Source organism: Ruegeria sp. E1 (assembly GCF_056534225.1).
The window spans coordinates 145,374-162,923 of sequence record NZ_JBQFPE010000005.1 but is presented as its reverse complement, the minus strand read 5'-3'; the positions used below and the strand labels follow the sequence as shown (position 1 = coordinate 162,923).

At 61.5% G+C, this 17,550-nt stretch carries 19 protein-coding genes; 12 read left to right on the top strand and 7 right to left on the bottom strand.

Annotation, left to right across the window (positions count from 1 at the left end):
* Positions 1-62 precede the first annotated feature (62 nt).
* The gene (locus ACR0FG_RS08010; protein ID WP_170715857.1) at positions 63-1,706 is read right to left on the bottom strand and encodes a CTP synthase; all 1,644 of its coding nucleotides are present in this window, start codon (positions 1,704-1,706) and stop codon (positions 63-65) included.
* 160 nt (positions 1,707-1,866) lie between these two features.
* The gene (gene secG / locus ACR0FG_RS08005) at positions 1,867-2,232 is read right to left on the bottom strand and encodes a preprotein translocase subunit SecG (RefSeq protein ID WP_170715859.1); all 366 of its coding nucleotides are present in this window, start codon (positions 2,230-2,232) and stop codon (positions 1,867-1,869) included.
* A 151-nt stretch (positions 2,233-2,383) separates the two neighbouring features.
* Between secG and nthA the strand changes: the two genes are divergently transcribed.
* The 6 genes from nthA to ACR0FG_RS07975 all read left to right on the top strand — a co-directional run bounded on the left by nthA (position 2,384) and on the right by ACR0FG_RS07975 (position 6,539).
* A complete protein-coding gene (nthA, locus tag ACR0FG_RS08000; protein ID WP_480891819.1) occupies positions 2,384-2,998 on the top strand; it encodes a nitrile hydratase subunit alpha in 615 nt (204 codons plus the stop codon).
* Positions 2,995-3,669 carry a nitrile hydratase subunit beta gene (gene nthB / locus ACR0FG_RS07995; protein WP_480891817.1) on the top strand — a complete coding sequence of 225 codons (675 nt, stop codon included), beginning with the start codon at positions 2,995-2,997 and terminating at the stop codon, positions 3,667-3,669. Before nthA ends, nthB begins: the two co-directional genes overlap by 4 nt.
* Positions 3,666-4,001, top strand: a complete 336-nt coding sequence (locus tag ACR0FG_RS07990; RefSeq protein ID WP_480891814.1) for a nitrile hydratase accessory protein — start codon at positions 3,666-3,668, stop codon at positions 3,999-4,001. The genes nthB and ACR0FG_RS07990 overlap by 4 nt, the downstream gene beginning before the upstream one ends.
* A gap of 213 nt (positions 4,002-4,214) precedes the next feature.
* Entirely contained in the window at positions 4,215-5,507 is a 1,293-nt protein-coding gene (locus ACR0FG_RS07985) for an adenylosuccinate synthase (protein ID WP_480891811.1), read from the top strand.
* The gene (locus ACR0FG_RS07980; protein WP_480891808.1) at positions 5,507-5,749 is read left to right on the top strand and encodes a DUF2842 domain-containing protein; all 243 of its coding nucleotides are present in this window, start codon (positions 5,507-5,509) and stop codon (positions 5,747-5,749) included. Before ACR0FG_RS07985 ends, ACR0FG_RS07980 begins: the two co-directional genes overlap by 1 nt.
* Positions 5,750-5,768: 19 nt before the next feature.
* Positions 5,769-6,539, top strand: a complete 771-nt coding sequence (locus ACR0FG_RS07975; RefSeq protein WP_480891806.1) for a YfaZ family protein — start codon at positions 5,769-5,771, stop codon at positions 6,537-6,539.
* A gap of 104 nt (positions 6,540-6,643) precedes the next feature.
* On the opposite strand, the gene ACR0FG_RS07970 is transcribed toward ACR0FG_RS07975, so the two are convergent.
* On the bottom strand, positions 6,644-8,428 hold the full coding sequence (locus ACR0FG_RS07970; RefSeq protein WP_480891803.1) for a hypothetical protein: 1,785 nt from the start codon (positions 8,426-8,428) through the stop codon (positions 6,644-6,646).
* A 123-nt stretch (positions 8,429-8,551) separates the two neighbouring features.
* Here ACR0FG_RS07970 and ACR0FG_RS07965 point away from each other — a divergent pair, with 123 nt between their 5' ends.
* Complete coding sequence (locus ACR0FG_RS07965; protein WP_480891800.1) at positions 8,552-9,259, top strand: thiamine diphosphokinase; 708 nt, start codon at positions 8,552-8,554, stop codon at positions 9,257-9,259.
* Here ACR0FG_RS07965 and ACR0FG_RS07960 read toward each other — a convergent pair.
* From ACR0FG_RS07960 to ACR0FG_RS07945, 4 genes are read right to left on the bottom strand one after another with little or no spacing between them, the layout of a single operon-like run.
* A complete protein-coding gene (locus ACR0FG_RS07960) occupies positions 9,204-10,118 on the bottom strand; it encodes a DMT family transporter (protein WP_480891797.1) in 915 nt (304 codons plus the stop codon). The two genes, ACR0FG_RS07965 and ACR0FG_RS07960, sit on opposite strands and share 56 nt — an antisense overlap.
* Before the next feature lie 48 nt (positions 10,119-10,166).
* On the bottom strand, positions 10,167-10,583 hold the full coding sequence (locus tag ACR0FG_RS07955; RefSeq protein WP_480891794.1) for a GFA family protein: 417 nt from the start codon (positions 10,581-10,583) through the stop codon (positions 10,167-10,169).
* A gap of 22 nt (positions 10,584-10,605) precedes the next feature.
* A complete protein-coding gene (locus tag ACR0FG_RS07950; protein ID WP_170715882.1) occupies positions 10,606-11,979 on the bottom strand; it encodes an L-serine ammonia-lyase in 1,374 nt (457 codons plus the stop codon).
* 1 nt (position 11,980) lies between these two features.
* Positions 11,981-12,682, bottom strand: coding sequence for a glutathione S-transferase family protein (locus tag ACR0FG_RS07945; RefSeq protein WP_480891791.1), 702 nt, complete (start codon positions 12,680-12,682; stop codon positions 11,981-11,983).
* 168 nt (positions 12,683-12,850) lie between these two features.
* Between ACR0FG_RS07945 and rpiA the strand changes: the two genes are divergently transcribed.
* From rpiA to ACR0FG_RS07920, 5 genes are all read left to right on the top strand, one after another.
* A complete protein-coding gene (gene rpiA, locus ACR0FG_RS07940; protein WP_480891789.1) occupies positions 12,851-13,633 on the top strand; it encodes a ribose-5-phosphate isomerase RpiA in 783 nt (260 codons plus the stop codon).
* Between the two features lie 124 nt (positions 13,634-13,757).
* Complete coding sequence (gene gor, locus ACR0FG_RS07935; RefSeq protein ID WP_480891787.1) at positions 13,758-15,116, top strand: glutathione-disulfide reductase; 1,359 nt, start codon at positions 13,758-13,760, stop codon at positions 15,114-15,116.
* 72 nt (positions 15,117-15,188) lie between these two features.
* Positions 15,189-16,331 (top strand): FtsH protease activity modulator HflK, encoded by a 1,143-nt coding sequence (gene hflK / locus ACR0FG_RS07930; protein ID WP_170715975.1) that lies wholly within the window; start codon positions 15,189-15,191, stop codon positions 16,329-16,331.
* Positions 16,331-17,209 carry a protease modulator HflC gene (hflC, locus tag ACR0FG_RS07925; RefSeq protein ID WP_170715893.1) on the top strand — a complete coding sequence of 293 codons (879 nt, stop codon included), beginning with the start codon at positions 16,331-16,333 and terminating at the stop codon, positions 17,207-17,209. Before hflK ends, hflC begins: the two co-directional genes overlap by 1 nt.
* The gene (locus ACR0FG_RS07920; protein ID WP_170715895.1) at positions 17,209-17,403 is read left to right on the top strand and encodes a DUF2065 domain-containing protein; all 195 of its coding nucleotides are present in this window, start codon (positions 17,209-17,211) and stop codon (positions 17,401-17,403) included. Before hflC ends, ACR0FG_RS07920 begins: the two co-directional genes overlap by 1 nt.
* The last annotated feature ends 147 nt before the right edge of the window (positions 17,404-17,550 follow it).

Genomic DNA, 17,550 nt, shown 5'->3' with positions numbered 1-17,550 from the left:
AGTTAACCGTGCAAACCCTCGGCGCGTAAAGATGTTTCACACCGAGGGGTACAATCTTGTGATCAGACCAGCCGCGAGGTGTCTTTAGCGGCGCGCACGAATTCGCGGAACAGCGGGTGCGGGTCGAAGGGTTTGGATTTCAGTTCCGGGTGGTACTGAACGCCGATGAACCACGGATGATCCGACCATTCGACAATCTCGGGCAGGCGACCATCGGGCGACATGCCCGAGAAGTTCAGGCCAGCCTTTTCCAGCTTGTCGCGGTATTTGATATCGACCTCGTACCGATGACGGTGGCGTTCCTCGATCGCGGTGCCGCCGTAGACCTCGGCCACTTTCGAGCCGTCGGCCAGAACCGCATCATATGCGCCCAGACGCATGGTGCCGCCTTTGTCGTCACCGACCTTGCGTTCAACCTTGTGGTTGCCCTGCACCCATTCCTTGAGGTGGTAAACCACCGGTTCAAAACGCTTTTTCCCGGCTTCGTGGTCGAATTCCTCGGATCCCGCCTCGGTGATGCCCGCCGCGTTGCGGGCGGCCTCGATCACGGCCATCTGCATGCCCAGACAGATGCCCAGATAGGGCACTTTATGCTCGCGCGCATATTGGGCGGCCTTGATCTTGCCTTCGGTACCGCGTTCACCGAATCCGCCGGGGACGAGGATGGCGTGGAAGCCTTCGAGATGGGGGGCGGCGTCTTCGGTGTCGAACACCTCGGCATCGACCCATTCGATTTTGACGCGGACACGGTTGGCCATGCCGCCATGGGTCAGCGCCTCGGCAATCGACTTATAGGCGTCTTCCAGCTGGGTGTACTTGCCGACGATGGCGACTTTGACTTCGCCTTCGGCGTTGTGAATGCGGTCGCTGACGTCTTCCCATTTCGCCAGATCGGGCTTGGGGGCAGGGCTGATCTGGAACGCGTCCAGAACCGCCTGATCCAGACCTTCGCGATGATAGGCGAGCGGGGCGTCGTATATGGTGGAAAGATCCTGCGCAGCGATCACGCTGTCGGGGCGGACGTTGCAGAACAGGGCCAGTTTCTCGCGTTCCTTGGTTGGAATCGGACCCTCAGACCGGCAAACCAGAATATCGGGGGCCAGACCGATGGACCGCAGCTCTTTGACCGAGTGCTGGGTCGGCTTGGTTTTCAACTCTCCGCTGGCCTTGATGTAAGGCAGCAGGGTCAGGTGCATGAACAGGCACTGGCCGCGCGGCTTGTCCTGACTGAACTGACGGATGGCCTCGAAAAAGGGCAGGCCCTCGATATCGCCCACCGTGCCGCCGATTTCGCACAGCATGAAATCAACCTCATCCTCGCCAATGGCGATGAAATCCTTGATCTCGTTGGTGACGTGGGGGATCACCTGAATGGTTTTGCCGAGGTAATCGCCGCGGCGTTCTTTCTCCAGAACGTTGGAATAGATCCGACCTGAACTGACCGAGTCGGTCTTGCGGGCGGCGACACCGGTGAAACGTTCGTAGTGGCCAAGGTCCAGATCGGTTTCGGCGCCGTCATCGGTGACGAAAACTTCGCCATGTTCAAACGGCGACATGGTGCCGGGATCGACGTTCAGGTAGGGGTCCAGCTTGCGCAGGCGGACCGAGTAGCCCCGCGCCTGCAACAGTGCGCCCAATGCGGCGGACGCCAGTCCTTTGCCCAAGGATGAGACCACACCGCCAGTGATGAAAATAAATCGCGCCATGTCTGTTCGGCTGCCCCCGTGAGATGTCAGAATCAGGTGCCCGGCGGTTGTAAAAAACCGCTGCATCACGGGACTTCACGTATAAAGGATTCGCGCGAGCAGCGCAAGAGAACCGCAAGATGCTGTTGCAGTTCTCTTTCGAGTTTCTAAGTGTAGTGGCTTAGTCGGCCTGCGGGATCAGCGGCGCGTTGTCGCCTTGGGTCGGTGGCAGCAGGTCATCTGCCGACGGAACCGCCGGTGTGCTTTCCTCGGTCGAGGCCGGGGCCGGAACGCCCAAACGGTCAATGACCGAGCTGCCCGAGGATTTCTGCGCCGCCAGAATGGTCAGCGTGATCGAGGTGACGATAAAGCAGGCCGCCAGAATCCATGTCAGCTTGCCCAATGCGGTTGCTGCCGCACGGCCAGTCATGGCCCCGCCACCGCCGCCACCCATGCCAAGGCCACCGCCTTCGGACCGCTGCATCAGAACAACGGCGATCAGGCCAAGGGCCAGAAGAAGATGGATGATGAGAACGACGTTTTCCATGGTGGTCCTGTACAGCGTGGCGTGTATCGCGTGGTACTTATGCAAGTTTGGTTCCGGGGGCAAGTCACGAGTTGGCATCACAGATGGTGATGTTGCACATCACGGCAAAGGGACTGGACAGGGCGTTGATCTGTGACGCAGGCTGCGTGCCATGCCACATGACGACCACGACCACCCGCACGCCCTTTTGCCACCTGAACCCGCGCTGCGCATCAAAGCGCTGGAAACGATTCTGACCCGCAAGGGGCTGATCGATCCTGCGGCGCTGGATGAGATCATCGACACCTATCAGAACAAGATCGGCCCGCAGAACGGCGCACGCGTTGTTGCCAAAGCGTGGAGCGATCCTGCGTTCAAGGCTGCTCTGCTAGAGGACGCGACGCCGGTTGTGGCCGATCTGGGCTATTTTGGCCGTCAGGGCGAACATATGGTGGTGGTCGAGAACACGCCCGAACAGCACAATATGGTGGTTTGCACCTTGTGCAGTTGTTACCCATGGCCACTGCTGGGCATTCCTCCGGGCTGGTACAAGTCCGATGCCTACCGCGCCCGCGCGGTACGCGAGCCGCGGAAGGTGCTGGCCGAGTTTGGCGTGACGCTGCCGGAAGAGACTTCGGTCCGGGTCTGGGATTCGACTGCCGAGATGCGCTATCTCGTGCTGCCGATGCGCCCGGAAGGGACCGAGGGGCTGGGTGAGGACGAACTGGCCGCGCTGGTCAGCCGCGACAGCATGATCGGCACCGGTCTGGCCAAGGTGCCCTCATGACCCGGGTTCACGATATGGGCGGACGGTTTGGCGATGGTCCGATCAACCCCGAAGCCGAAGATGCACCGATCTTTGCCGAGGACTGGCACGCGCGGGCACTGGCGGTGACGCTGGCCTCGGGTTTTCTGGGGCAGTGGAATATCGACGTGTCGCGCCACGCGCGCGAATGCCTGTCGCCCAAGGATTACGCCCGATTTACCTATTACGAGAAATGGATGGCCGGGTTGGCGGACCTGCTGGTGAAGCAGGGCGTGCTGACGCTGGATGATTTGCGCGGGTCAGACGATGCAGATCACCCGCTGGCGGCGCGCAAACTGTTGGCCGAGAATGTGGCAACCGCGCTGGCCAAAGGCGGTCCGGCCGATCGTCCCTCGAATGTCGCGGAGCAGTTCGAGGTCGGGCAGACCGTCCGCACCGCGCGCCGTGCCGCCAATCGGCTGGTCGAAGGTGGCCATACCCGCCTGCCGATCTATGCCGCCGGTGCAACCGGCCGCATCCTGCGCCTGCACGGCACCCATGTCCTGCCCGATTCCAATGCACATGGGCTGGGCGAGGCGCCCGAGCCGCTTTATGCTGTGGCCTTTCCGGCCTCGGAGCTTTGGGCCGACCCGGAACATCCCGGCGATGAGGTGGTTCTGGACCTGTGGCAAAGCTATCTGGAACCCGTATGAACGATTGCGCTACTCACACTGCGCCCGAGCCGGTCTTTGCCGAACCCTGGCACGCGCAGGTCTTTGCCGTCACCGTGGCGTTGAACGAGGCCGGTCGCTTCGATTGGCCCGACTGGGCCGCACGGTTTTCGGCCACTCTGAAGCGCAACGGGCTGGACCGGGAACTGGACGGGGGCGACGACTATTTTCATGCGTGGCTGGAAACGCTTGAGGCGCAGCTGGCTGAGCAGGGCGAGACCTCGCCCGACGACGTCGCGGCTTTGCGCGCGGCTTGGGAAGAGGCCTATCTGACCACGCCCCATGGCCAGCCTGTGCGTCTGGCCGAAAAATAGAGGGGGCTCTGCCCCCGCCGCCTTCGGCGACTCCCCCGGAGTATTTTTGAAAAGATGAAGCAGGGGATCCGCTCTTCATCTGTCTATAAATATCCCCGCCGGAGGCATCGCGCGGCAGCGCGATTTCTGGCTGCGGCGAAATATCGGTTTCCCTGTCGTCTGAGCCTCGTTATATGAGCCGGGTTTGGTTACTCAGCACGAAAAGGACCGGATATGGCCAACGTGGTTGTTGTCGGCGCCCAATGGGGCGACGAGGGGAAAGGCAAGATCGTCGACTGGCTTAGCGAGCGGGCGGATGTGATCGCGCGTTTTCAGGGCGGGCATAATGCCGGGCACACGCTGGTCATCGATGGTGAGGTCTATAAGCTGCACGCGCTGCCCTCGGGTGTGGTGCGTGGCGGCAAGCTGAGTGTGATAGGTAATGGTGTGGTTCTGGACCCGTGGCACCTGATCAAGGAGATCGGCACGATCCGGGCTCAGGGGGTCGATATCACCCCCGAGACGTTGATGATTGCCGAGAACACGCCGTTGATCCTGCCGTTCCATGGTGAGTTGGACCGGGCGCGCGAGAACCAGAACTCGGTGGCCAAGATTGGCACCACCGGGCGCGGGATCGGGCCGTGTTACGAGGACAAGGTGGGTCGCCGGGTGATCCGGGTGGCTGATCTGGCGGATGATGCGACGCTGGCGCTGCGGGTGGACCGGGCTTTGGTTCATCACAATGCGCTGCGCAACGGGCTGGGGTTGGAGCCGATTGACCGGGACGGGTTGATCGCTCAGCTTAAAGAAATTGCCCCTGCAATCCTGCCTTTTGCCGCGCCTGTCTGGAAAGTGCTGAACGAAAAGCGCAAGGCCGGGAAGCGGATTCTGTTTGAGGGCGCGCAGGGCGCGTTGCTGGATATTGATTTCGGGACGTATCCGTTTGTGACCTCATCCAACGTGATTGCCGGTCAGGCCGCGACCGGCGTGGGGATCGGGCCGGGGTCGATCGATTTTGTTCTGGGTATCGTCAAGGCCTATACCACCCGCGTGGGCGAGGGACCGTTTCCGACCGAGTTGGATGATGCCGATGGGCAGCGTCTGGGTGAGCGGGGGCACGAGTTTGGCACCACCACCGGGCGCAAGCGGCGCTGTGGCTGGTTCGATGCCTGTCTGGTGCGACAGACCTGTGCAACCAGCGGGGTGAACGGTATTTCACTGACCAAGCTGGATGTGCTGGACGGGTTCGAAACGCTGAAGATCTGCGTGGGGTATGAGCTGGACGGCACCCGTCTGGATTATCTGCCGACTGCGGCGGATCAGCAGGCGCGCTGTACCCCGATCTACGAAGAAATGCCGGGGTGGAGCGAATCCACCGAAGGTGCGCGCAGTTGGGCCGAACTGCCTGCAAACGCGATCAAATATGTGCGCCGGGTCGAAGAGTTGATCGACTGCCCCGTCGCCCTGTTGTCCACCAGTCCGGAGCGGGATGACACCATTCTGGTGACCGACCCGTTTGCCGACTGATGAGTGACGCGCAGAAACCCGGCCTGAGCTACAAGGCGCGGCGGCGTTGGTCGCTGGTCATTCTGGTGATCGGCCTGCCGCTGTATATCATCGCAGCGGTCACGGTGGTGAATCTGATTGGCCGCCCGCCGATTCTGGTGGAACTGCTGGTCTATATCGTTCTGGGCATCCTCTGGGCGCTGCCGTTCAAGTTCGTCTTTCGCGGGGTTGGCAAAGAGGATCCGGATCAGAACGCGGATTGACCGGAACGGTTGTTTTGTGATGTCAGACCTGACAGCATTCCGCCACTCGGGCGGAATTCAGGGCAGGGATGCGATGCAAAACAATATTCTGAGAGCTTTTCTTTTGTCATCAGCGCTTGCAGCGCCCGTTTCAGGCGGCGCGGACACTTGGGACTATACCGTGGCCCCTTATATCTGGGGACCAGAGCTCAGGTCGTCTTTGGATGTCGGGCCAAACCCGCCGGTTGATGGCGACACGTCGATCTTCAATATTCTCAACAGCGCCTTCCTGATCGCCGGAGAGGCGCGCAACGGGCGTTGGACCTTTGGGGGTGAGTTCAACTACCTTAATCTTGGCGATGATGTCCGCATCGGACCGTTCGACGCTGCTGCAAACTGGGAGCTTGAGGGCACGATGATATCGCTGGCGGCAAGCTATGCGGTATATCAGGATGACCGGGCGAGACTGGAAATGCTGGGTGGGTTGCGGCACTGGGATCTGGACCTTTCGACCACTGTGGCCGGCCTGACGGCGCGCGCGGACGAAAGCTGGACCGACCCGCTGATCGGGGCGCGGTATCGCCATGCCCTGAACGATCGGTGGACCCTGACCACGATGGGTAATGTCGGCGGATTTGACGTGGGATCCAAGTTCCAGTGGGAGGCGTTGGCGCAGCTGAGCTGGAGCTGGACTGACACGGTCAGCGTCGCGGGGGGATATCGGCATCTGGATGTGGAATTCCAGGAGGGGCGAGAGGTGATCGACCTGATCCTGACCGGCCCCTATATCGCCGTGGGGTTCAATTTCTGAAATCTTCGTGGCCGGTGTGCCGGTTCCGCTCGCCTTGCGATGTGAAAAAGGGCCAGAGAAGGCTCTGGCCCGAGTTTCGAGGGGGCTTTTTTTATTAAATAGGCTTAGCCCGCGGCACGCTTGTCGTCGGGGCGAAAGCCGATCTGGTTCGAGGCGGCAAAGCGACCGCCACCGGCCTTTTCGATCTTGCCGTCCCGCAGAAGCTGGCCAAAGGTGCGCAGACTTTCTTCGCGGTTGAACGCATCCTGCTTGAGCGAGCGGACCTTGTTCATCAGCTGCGGGCGCGAGAACTGTTCCTGACCTTCGATGAAGGACAGGTAAGCGGCTGCGGCTTCCAGAAGATCCGGCAGGGATTGTGCGCCCTGTTCCTGTGCGAACTGGGCAAAGCCGCCTTCTTCGTCTGCGGCCTCTTCCTGTTCGGATTTGACCCGGCGGGGCATGACGGGACCCAGGTCGGCGTCATCCGTATCAATACGCTGTTCCGCCACCAATTTGAGAGGGGCGACATCCGCCTCGGGGCGGATGCTGGTGACCTGAACCTCGGGGCGGCGGGGGCTGACCACCGATTCCAGATCGCCGCGATAGTCCTGATCCGGCGATTTCGCTGCGGCGTCATCCTTGCCACGTTCCGCCTCGGTCGCGGCAACCGCGGTGCGCAGATGCGAATAGGTTTCGCGCTGACCGGTTGTTTCAGGATCGTCCATGCGCACGCCGGCTGTGTCCATCAGGCGCGAGACGTCTTCTTCCAATTCGCCCGTTTCGGGCAGGTGCGGGGCGGTGCGTTTGGCCAGTTCCGATTCGACCAGCGTGATCTCATCCAGAAGCTTGGCCTCATCAGCGGCGCTCAGGACGGGCTGATCCGAGTTGGTGTCTTCCTCGGGGCCGAAGATATCATCTTCGGTGAGGTCGTCGCTGAGGATGTTCAGGATCTCGTCTGGTTCGGCCTCGGTTTCGGCGTCGTCTTCGGTTTCGGTGAACAGCACGTCGTCGGTCGAGATTTCGGGTTCTGCGTCGGCGGCAGCCTCTTGCGATACCTCTTCGACGCTGTCCTCGGCGGGGGCATCGGTCGCGATCTTGTCGGTGGGCAGCACGGCGGGAAGCTCGGGCTCGACCATTTCGGGCTCGGCCACTTCGAGCTCGGCGATTTCGGGCGCTGTTGCTTCGGGCGTGGCCGCTTCGGGTTCTGCAAAGTCGGGTGTTGTGGTTTCGGGTTCCGACACCTCGGGCGCGGCCAACTGGGGTTCATCCAATTCAGGCGCGGCCAATTCGGGCTCGGCCAATTCGGGCGCAGGTGCAGGTTCGGTATCCTCGTCCTGCAGATCCTCGGGGCTCAGGGCGCCTGCGGCGAAGGCGGCCGAAATGGCATCAACCTTAGGTTCGGCCGGGGCCACTAAACCGGCATCCAGCCCGTCATCCTCGTTATAGCGCGACGGCGCGCCGTCAGCGTGAGAGACCACGGCGCGGATGCGTTGCAGTTTCGCGGCGATGCTGTCGGGTGCGGCGGTCTGGCTGGTATCGGACTGGGCAAAGAACTCGGCCGCGCTGTCTGGGGCTGGGGCCGGTGCCTCGGCGGGTGCCGGTGCGGGCGGGGTGGCAGCGGCGGGCGCGGGATGCGAGGAGGGGGTCGGGGTCGCATCCGTTGCGCGCAGCAGCAGGCCCTGATCGTTCTGGCTGGCTTCGACCCGTTGGGTCTGGTCGCGCTGGGCGATCCGGGTCAGCATCTGGGCGTCAGGCTGTGGCGGTTCGGAACCAAAGTACCTGTCATCGGCAGCAAGATCACGGAAGTATTCGGCGATGGCCTTCATTGTTTCAAATGAATCGTCAAAGCCTTCCAATGTGCAGGAAAATGTACCGTAGGAAACGGTCAATACTTTGTTGTTCTGTACCATCAGACACACGTCCTTTACAAACTACCAAGTCACATTGCTGGGCGCAGCACCCACCAATTCGACTCTGAACCTTGTCTATGAGTCTATTATTTTGTGGTCTCATTATGTCCAAAACCGGGAAATATGGCCAATCTTACTAAAATCGATCCAATTGTACGTGCTGAGGAGCCAATTGCGCTGTTTGGTGGCGGGGAAATCGGGCCAGATGACCTGAATCTGGCGTTGAATCGCGTCAAACGGGTTGTCGCGGCGGATGGCGGGGCGGCGTCTCTGATCGATTCGGGTCACATGCCAGAAGCTGTAATTGGGGATTTTGACTCTCTCAGCAGGCGATATCGTGACCAAATTCTGGCAGAGCGACTGTTTCCGGTGCGTGAACAGGACAGCACCGATTTCGACAAAGCGCTGCGGAATATCGAGGCACCTTTGGTGCTGGGTGTCGGGTTTCTGGGCGGGCGTGTGGACCACCAGCTGGCAGTGTTCAGCGCGCTGGTGCGCCTGCAGGATCGGCCATGTGTTTTGCTGGGCGAACGCGAGGTGATCTTTCACGCGCCGCCCCGGATCGCGTTTTCGGTGGAGCCGGGGCAGGTCGTGTCGCTGTTTCCTTTCCGGCGGGTCACGGGGCGCAGCCGGGGGCTGGAGTGGCCCATTGACGGTCTGGTGCTGGAGCCTGATGGCCGGGTCGGAACCTCGAACCGGGCGCTGGCAGATGTCGAGCTGGAGGTCGACGGGTCGGGTTTGTTGGTGATCGTGCCGCGCGATGCGCTGGATCAGGTCATGCAGGCGTTTCTGTCGGACCGGACCGGGCGCTGGCCCGCTCGCGCAGAATGACATAGAGGCCCGCGCCGATGGTAATGAGGATGCCAAGCGCGGCCAGGCCGTTGGGCAGGTCGTGAAAGATCAGCCAGCCGATCAGCGTTGCCATCGGGATTTCGAGATATTGCATCGGGGCCAGCGTGGCCGAGGGCGCATAGCGCAGGGACCATGTCATGAACAGATGCGCGACGGTTCCAAGCACGCCGATGGCCAGCAGGAGCCAGTGCGTGTTGCCGTCGGGTATGATCACCGAGATTTCCCAGACGTTCAAAACCGTACCTGCCGCCAGAACCGGTAGCAGGGCGACGGTTGCCATTGCCCCCGACACCGCCTGCAGCGCGATGGGATCGGTTTCCTTGGCGATTGTCCGGGTGACAAGCATGAAGAGCGCAAAGACGATTGCGACGATCAGGGGCAGCAGCGCGGGGGCGCCGACCTCGGCAAAGCTGGGTTGGATCACCAGCAGCGTGCCGATGAAGCCAACTATGCAAGCCAGAAGGCGGCGCGTGCCGACCACCTCGTTCAGGATGTGACGGCCCAGCAGCAGCATTATGAAGGGCATGACAAAGGCGATGGCGATGGCGTCGGCCAGCGGCAGGTATTGCAGCGCGCTGAACATGGCAGTGATCCCGACGATGTGCAGTACGGTACGCAGGACGGTCAGGCGCAGGACGCGGCTGCTCATGCGCCAGGTGCGGCCTGTCAGGGCGATCAGCGGGACAAGGATTGCTGCCTGAATGGCAAAGCGAACAAACACCAGCAACCCGACTGGCGTGGTTTCCCCCAACAGCTTCGCCATGGCGTCGCCCATTGGGGCGAGCACGCAGAAACCAAGCATCAGGGTGATGCCGAGAACGGGACGATCCTGTGTCATGGCCGCGACGCTAGCGAGTTCGCGGTCAAGTGGGAAGCCGCAGGAGGGTTATTTCCCGGCGATGGGCTGAACCTTTGTGTAATCCGGGCCGATGCAGGTCGGTAGGCCGTCATTCAGGTGCAACCAGCTCAGCTTTTCCTCGATGGCAACGTTCAGGGTGGGCTGCAGCGCCTGTGGATCGTCCAGCGTTGCCACATACAGATGCAACACGTCCGACATCTTGGTTGATCGGAACGAGATCGGGGTGCCGCAGGTCGGGCAGAATGTGCGCTCGACGCCCGGAGAGGAGTTGAAGCGTTTGGGTTCTGCCCCGGTCCAGCGCCATTGGCCGTCGCGGACGCCGAAATAGGTGGTCATCGGCGCGGCGCATTGGCGGCGGCAGCTATCGCAGTGACAGTTGACGCAGGACAGAACCGGCGGGTCGATTTCATAGCTGACCGCGCCGCAGAGACAATGACCTTGCATTCTGTCCTCCCGTCGTTTTGCCTCAGCAGTTGGGCACGTTCACCGCGAGCCCACCCAGGGATGTTTCCTTGTACTTCTCGTGCATGTCGTGGCCGGTCTGGCGCATGGTTTCGATCACCGCGTCCAACGGAACGAAATGGTGGCCGTCGCCGCGCAGGGCCAGCGAGGCAGCGGAAACCGCCTTGATCGCGCCTAGACCGTTGCGTTCGATGCAGGGAACCTGAACCAACCCCGCTACGGGATCGCAGGTCATGCCCAGATGGTGCTCGAGCGCGATCTCGGCGGCGTTTTCCACCTGTTCGGGGGTACCTCCCATCACGGCGCAGAGACCGGCGGCGGCCATGGCCGAAGCGCTGCCGACTTCGGCCTGACACCCGGCTTCGGCGCCCGAGATCGAGGCGTTATATTTGACCAGACCGCCGATGGCGGCAGCGGTCAGCAGAAAATCCTCGATCCGGGATTCGGATGCACCGGGCACGTGGTCAAGGTAATAGCGCAGCACCGCAGGCAGGACGCCCGCCGCGCCGTTGGTGGGGGCGGTGACGACCTGACCTCCGGCGGCGTTTTCTTCGTTCACGGCCATGGCGTAAACGCTCATCCAGTCGTTGATCGTATGGGGCGCGTTCAGGTTCATGCCGCGTTCAGCCTGCAGCGCATCATGGATACCTTTGGCGCGGCGGCGTACATGCAACCCGCCAGGCAGGATGCCATCGGTGTTCAGGCCGCGTTCGATACAGTCGTTCATCACCTGCCACAGCCGGGCGGTGCCCTTGGCGAAACTGTCGGCGCAGCCGCGCGCGATTTCGTTCGAGCGTTTCATCTGGGCAATGGTCTTGCCGCTGTCCTTGGCCATCTGCAGCATCTGCACGGCGGATTCGAACGGGTAGGGCACGGGCGGGCCATCATTGGTGGCTTTGCCCTCGGCCAGTTCTTCCTCGGTCAGGACAAAGCCGCCGCCGACCGAGTAATAGACCTGCCGCAGGATCACGTCGCCCTGCGCATCGGTCGCCATCAGGATCATGCCGTTGGCGTGACCGGGCAGGTTGTGTTCGAAATCAAAGACCAGATCAGCCTTGGGATCGAAGGTCAGGGTGGGCAGGCCCTCGGGCGTGACCGTGTGGGTTTCGGCAATCGCCGCCAGCGCGGCCTCGGCCTTGTCGTTGTCGTAGGTGTCGGGGACAAAGCCCGCGAGGCCAAGGATCGTCGCGCGGTCGGTGGCGTGGCCGACGCCGGTAAAGGCCAGCGAGCCGTGCAGCGATCCGCGCAGACCCGAAAATTCAAACGGCGAGGCGCGCATCAGGTCCAGAAAGCGCGCAGCGGCCACCATGGGCCCCATGGTGTGCGACGAGGACGGGCCGATGCCCACTTTGAACATGTCGAAGACAGAGAGAAACATATCAGATAGCTGAGCCTTCTGGAGGGTTGGCATAGGTCGGTGAAGTGAAGGGCGTGGCGCCCAGCCCCTCGGCCGTGATGGCGGCGCGGGTTGCGGGGCGTGCGTCCAGTTGCATCAGTATACGCTGCAAATGTGGTGTGTCTGCCAGTTGATACCAAGAGCGGTCGGCCTGGGCGGGATAGAGCGCCATCCAGCGCATCATGCAAGCGATGTAATACGTCAGCGCCGAGGGATGATCCGGGTGCAGCCAGTCGGGGCGTGTTGCGGCCAGTTCGTCGAGGATGTGCAGGTGGCGGCGCAGGCGGCGCTGAATGCCCGTGCGCAGCTCTGCCGCATGGGCGGGGTCGATGTATGTGTCGGCGTAGAAGTTGATCCGCAGATCCGCGTGCAGCGTGTTAGAGGCAAAGAACAGCCATTTCAGAAACGCTGCCCGGTCGGGGCTGTCCGCTGGCGGGGCCATTTGCGCGTGCCGGTCGCAAAGCCACAGAAGGATGGCGGCAGTTTCAAAGATCGCACCATCGGGCGTTTCCAGCACCGGGATCAGCCCGTTGGGGTTCAGCGCGCGATAAGCCGAGCTGTTCTGTTCGTTCACACTGCGATCGACCAGCACAGTGTCAAAGGACAGGCCCATCTCGTCCAGCACCAGCCGGATCACCAGCGAGGCGTTGTCTGGGGCATAGTGCAGGCGATAGGTATGTTCCATGCGCCCTCTTCTAAGCGTTAGCCGGGTTTCACGACGCCCGATTTGCGACGTTTCCCATCGGAAACGCGTAGTTTCGCGACATGTTAACACAGGTTGGGTGGCGATTGGCCCTCGCAGTTGGGCGCGGCATTCCTTATACATCCGCCAGAAGATTGAGGGGATGCTGCCATGACCGGAGAAATGTCGCCGATTGAAAAGGCCAAATATGTTGCTGCCACCCGCGCTGCCGACCTTGTTCAGGACGGGATGCGCGTGGGTCTTGGGACCGGATCGACCGCCGCCTGGCTGGTGCGGCGTCTGGGCGAACGGGTGCGCGACGAAGGGCTGAAGATCAAGGGTGTGCCGACCTCGACCGCGACGGCGCAACTGGCGCGGGAGGTCGGGATCGAGGTGATCTCGCTGGATCAGGCGGGGTGGCTGGATCTGACGATCGATGGCGCGGATGAGTTCGACGGTGAATTCAGCCTGATCAAGGGCGGCGGTGCTGCGTTGCTGCAGGAAAAGATCGTGGCAACGGCCAGCGATCAGATGGTGGTGATCGCGGATGCCGGGAAAGAGGTCGAATCGCTGGGCGCTTTCCCGTTGCCGGTCGAGGTGATCCCGTTTGGCTGGCAGACCACGCGGACCTTGATCGAAGAGGCGCTGGACACGATGGATGTGCTGGGCACCACCGTGACCTTGCGCATGAACGGCGAGGCCCCCAAGATCACCGACGAAGGCAATCACATTCTGGACCTGCACCTGAAACGCATCGGCAACGCGCGGCAACTGGCGCTGGTGCTGAACCAGATTCCGGGTGTGGTCGAGAACGGTTTGTTCATCGACATCTGTGACAAGGTTGTAATTGGCCATGGCGATGGTCGGGTCGAGCTGCGCGATATCAATGAAGGCACGGTCGAAATGGGCGAGGCCGGCAAGGGCGAGAACCTGTTTTCGGATCTGGCGGATTGAGCCGGGACCAATATGTGACGACAAGCTCTGGCGGAAAAGCGATTTTCGATCCGCCGGGGGTTGGCACACAGCGTTTCGCACGTAGATATGCAGGAAATCTTGAAGCTGTACGAAGGAATCCAGCATGAGCTTTGACTATGATCTGTTCGTCATCGGTGGCGGCTCGGGCGGGGTTCGGGCCGCGCGGGTGGCGGCGGGTGAGACCGGGGCCAAGGTGGCGCTGGCGGAAGAGGATCGCTATGGCGGCACCTGCGTCATCCGGGGCTGCGTTCCGAAAAAGCTGATGGTCTTTGCCAGCGAATTCTCGGGCATGGTCGGCGACGCGCAGGAGTATGGCTGGGACATCCAGCCGGGGGCGTTTGATTGGAACACGTTCCACGGCAAGCTGGTTGCTGAACTGGATCGGCTGGAAGGCATCTATCGCAACATCCTGAAAAACAACGGCGTCGAAAGCTTTGATCAGCGGGCGCGTGTGGTTGATCCGCATACGGTCGAACTGGCCGATGGGACGCGCAAGACCGCCAAGCATATTCTGGTGGCCACGGGTGGACGTCCGGTTGTGCCCGAGTTTCCGGGATCAGAACTTGCGATCACCTCGAACGAGATTTTCCATCTGGAAAAGCTGCCAGAAAGCATCCTGATCGTTGGCGGAGGCTATATCGCCTGTGAATTTGCCGGGATCATGAACGGGATGGGAGTCAAGACGACTCAGTTCTATCGCGGCGCGCAGATCCTGCGCGGTTTCGATGATGAGGCGCGCGGGCTGATCAGCGAAGAGATGTGCCAGAACGGTATCGATCTGCATCTGGGTACGAACGTGCTTGAGATGGCGAAGGACGGCGACAAGATCCGCGTGAAGGCCACCAATGGCTCCGAGCAATCGTTTGACGTGGTGATGTACGCCACGGGCCGCGCGCCGAATGCGGATGATCTGGGGCTTGAGGCCTTGGGCGTCGAACGCGGCCGCAAGGGTGAGATCGTGGTGGATGAGTACAGCCAGACGGGCGTGCCCTCGATCTATGCTATCGGGGATGTGACGGACCGGGTGAACCTGACTCCGGTCGCGATCCGTGAAGGTATGGCCTTTGTCGATACCGTTTTCCGGGGCAAGCCTACGCCGGTGGATCATGAGTTGATCCCGACCGCGATCTTTACCCAGCCCGAGATGGGCACCGTGGGCCTGAGCGAGGAAGAAGCAGCGGAGCAAGAGCCAATCGAGGTCTATGCAACCTCGTTCAAGCCGATGCAGAAAGCCTTTGCCGGTGGCACGCAGCGGGTGTTGATGAAGCTGATTGTCAGTCAGGCGAGTCGCAAGGTTCTGGGCTGTCACATCGTGGCCCCCGGCGCGGGTGAGATGATCCAGCTGGCCGGGATCGCCGTAAAAATGGGCGCGACCAAGGAAGATTTCGACCGCACGGTTGCGGTTCATCCGGTGATGGCCGAAGAACTGGTGACAATGCGGCAACCTGTACGCACGGCTTGATTTGCAACCGCGCGTACACACGTTACAAGGGAAGCCGTGATCACACGGTCCAACACAAGGGAAAACACACATATGGCGGGCAACAGCGGCGGCCCCTGGGGGGGCGGAGGCTCATCCGGAGGCGGAGGAAATCGGGGTAACAACGGGGATGGGCGCAGACCCCCCGAAGGCGACGGCCCGCAGATCCCCGAGATCGACGAGCTGATGAAAAAGGGCCAGGAGCAGCTGCGCGTCCTTATGGGCGGTCGCGGCGGCGGTGGCCGTGGGACCAATGGCAAAGGCGGCGGCAGTGGTCCGGCGTTTACCAAAGGCACGGTTGCGATCGGTGTTCTGGTTGCGGTGGGCCTCTGGGGGCTTGCGAGTTTTTACACCGTCAAACCCGAAGAACAGTCGGTTGAGCTGTTTCTGGGTGAGTTCTCGGCTGTCGGAAATCCGGGTCTGAACTTTGCACCCTGGCCGTTTGTGACCGCCGAGGTCATTCCGGTGACCCGCGAACAGAACGAAGACATGGGCGGTGCCCGTGGCAGCGATGACGGTCTGATGTTGACTGGTGACGAGAACGTGGTCGACATCGACTATCAGGTTGTCTGGAACATCAACGATCCGGCCAAATACCTGTTCAACCTGCGCGATCCGCGTCAGACGATTCGCGCCGTGTCGGAATCGGCGATGCGCGAGATTATTGCGCAAAGTGAACTGGCCCCGATCCTGAACCGGGATCGTGGTGTCATTGCCGAACGGTTGCAGGAACTGATTCAACAGACGATGGACAGCTACGATTCGGGTGTGAACATCGTCCGCGTCAACTTTGACAAGGCCGACCCGCCGCAGGACGTAATCGCCGCGTTCCGCGACGTTCAGGCCGCCGCGCAGGAGCGTGACCGTTTGCAGAACGTGGCCGATGCCTATGCGAACCGGGTTCTGGCCGAAGCGCGTGGTGAAGCGGCGCAGGTTCTGGAAGAGGCCGAAGCCTATCGCGCGCAGCAGATCAACAGCGCGCAGGGTGAGGCGAGCCGTTTCAGCGCAGTTCTGGAAGAATACACCAAAGCGCCGGATGTGACCCGCAAGCGTCTGTATCTGGAGCGGATGGAACAGGTTCTGGGTGACGTGGACAAGATCATTCTGGATGAAAACTCGACAGGATCGGGGCAGGGCGTCGTGCCTTACCTGCCGCTGAACGAGCTACGCCGCAATTCCGGTCAGGAGGGCAACTGATGCGTAAAACGACATTTATCCTGCCGATCGTTTTCATCGCGATCGTCGGCGTCCTGTCCTCGATCTTTATCGTAGACGAACGTGAGCGTGCGCTGGTTCTGCAATTTGGCCGCGTTGTTGCGGTGAAAGAAGAGCCGGGTTTGGCGTTCAAAATCCCTCTGATCCAGGAAGTCGTCCGTTATGACGACCGCATCCTGTCCATCGACGTGCAGCCGCTGGAGGTGACGCCTCTGGATGATCGTCGTCTGGTGGTCGACGCCTTTGCGCGCTATCGGATTTCCGATCTGGAGCAGTTCCGTCAGGCCGTTGGTGTCGGCGGTATCCCGGTGGCCGAGGATCGTCTGGACCGGATCCTGCGCGCCGAAACCCGCGAAGTTCTGGGTTCGGTGTCGTCGCGTGACATCCTGAGTTCCGACCGTGCCGCGCTGATGCTGCGTATCCGCAACAGCGCCATCGCCGAAGCGCGCGCGCTGGGCGTCAACGTGATCGACGTGCGTTTGAAGGCGACCGATCTGCCTCAGGCGAACCTTGAGGCGACGTTTGACCGGATGAAGGCCGAGCGGGAACGTGAGGCGACCGACGAACGCGCCCGTGGTAACGAGGCGGCGCAGCGTGTGCGCGCGCAGGCCGACCGGACCGTGGTTGAGCTGGTATCCGACGCCAATCGCGAGGCCGAGATTATCCGCGGTGAGGCTGACGCCGAACGCAACGCGATCTTTGCCGAAGCCTATGGCGCGGACCCGGAGTTCTTTGAATTCTACCGTTCGCTCTCGGCTTACGAGAACGCGCTGGGCGGGGGCAACAGCTCGATGGTGCTGAGCCCGGATTCCGAGTTCTTCAACTATCTCAAATCGCCTACAGGGCAGGCATCCCGGTAATGGGTCTGATCCTTCTGGCCTTTGGCTTGGTACTGATTGTCGAGGGGCTGGCGTACGCGCTGGCCCCTTCGCTTATCGAACGTATGCTTGAGGCGCTGAGGTCGGTTCCCGAACCGGCCCGGCGGCTGATGGGGCTTTTGTGCGTGGTCAGCGGGTTTGTCCTGGTCTGGGGGGCTTATCAGTTTGGATTTTGATGCCCTTGATTTCACGCGGCAGTGAATTCCCCGCGATCCCGAGTTGCGGGCTTGGTCAAACTGACTACATTGGTTGCTAAGAAGGGCTGCCAGCAGGTGGCCGCAATAGAATTGTCGACAAGGAGACGCCCGGTGCAGGCAAAAGCG

Bases quoted from the DNA above. Each gene is read 5' to 3' on its own strand.
- ACR0FG_RS08010 (WP_170715857.1), bottom strand. From the start codon at position 1,706: ATGGCGCGATTTATTTTCATCACTGGCGGTGTGGTCTCATCCTTGGGC.
- secG (WP_170715859.1), bottom strand. From the start codon at position 2,232: ATGGAAAACGTCGTTCTCATCATCCATCTTCTTCTGGCCCTTGGCCTG.
- nthA (WP_480891819.1), top strand. From the start codon at position 2,384: ATGCCACATGACGACCACGACCACCCGCACGCCCTTTTGCCACCTGAA.
- nthB (WP_480891817.1), top strand. From the start codon at position 2,995: ATGACCCGGGTTCACGATATGGGCGGACGGTTTGGCGATGGTCCGATC.
- ACR0FG_RS07990 (WP_480891814.1), top strand. From the start codon at position 3,666: ATGAACGATTGCGCTACTCACACTGCGCCCGAGCCGGTCTTTGCCGAA.
- ACR0FG_RS07985 (WP_480891811.1), top strand. From the start codon at position 4,215: ATGGCCAACGTGGTTGTTGTCGGCGCCCAATGGGGCGACGAGGGGAAA.
- ACR0FG_RS07980 (WP_480891808.1), top strand. From the start codon at position 5,507: ATGAGTGACGCGCAGAAACCCGGCCTGAGCTACAAGGCGCGGCGGCGT.
- ACR0FG_RS07975 (WP_480891806.1), top strand. From the start codon at position 5,769: ATGTCAGACCTGACAGCATTCCGCCACTCGGGCGGAATTCAGGGCAGG.
- ACR0FG_RS07970 (WP_480891803.1), bottom strand. From the start codon at position 8,428: ATGGTACAGAACAACAAAGTATTGACCGTTTCCTACGGTACATTTTCC.
- ACR0FG_RS07965 (WP_480891800.1), top strand. From the start codon at position 8,552: ATGGCCAATCTTACTAAAATCGATCCAATTGTACGTGCTGAGGAGCCA.
- ACR0FG_RS07960 (WP_480891797.1), bottom strand. From the start codon at position 10,118: ATGACACAGGATCGTCCCGTTCTCGGCATCACCCTGATGCTTGGTTTC.
- ACR0FG_RS07955 (WP_480891794.1), bottom strand. From the start codon at position 10,583: ATGCAAGGTCATTGTCTCTGCGGCGCGGTCAGCTATGAAATCGACCCG.
- ACR0FG_RS07950 (WP_170715882.1), bottom strand. From the start codon at position 11,979: ATGTTTCTCTCTGTCTTCGACATGTTCAAAGTGGGCATCGGCCCGTCC.
- ACR0FG_RS07945 (WP_480891791.1), bottom strand. From the start codon at position 12,682: ATGGAACATACCTATCGCCTGCACTATGCCCCAGACAACGCCTCGCTG.
- rpiA (WP_480891789.1), top strand. From the start codon at position 12,851: ATGACCGGAGAAATGTCGCCGATTGAAAAGGCCAAATATGTTGCTGCC.
- gor (WP_480891787.1), top strand. From the start codon at position 13,758: ATGAGCTTTGACTATGATCTGTTCGTCATCGGTGGCGGCTCGGGCGGG.
- hflK (WP_170715975.1), top strand. From the start codon at position 15,189: ATGGCGGGCAACAGCGGCGGCCCCTGGGGGGGCGGAGGCTCATCCGGA.
- hflC (WP_170715893.1), top strand. From the start codon at position 16,331: ATGCGTAAAACGACATTTATCCTGCCGATCGTTTTCATCGCGATCGTC.
- ACR0FG_RS07920 (WP_170715895.1), top strand. From the start codon at position 17,209: ATGGGTCTGATCCTTCTGGCCTTTGGCTTGGTACTGATTGTCGAGGGG.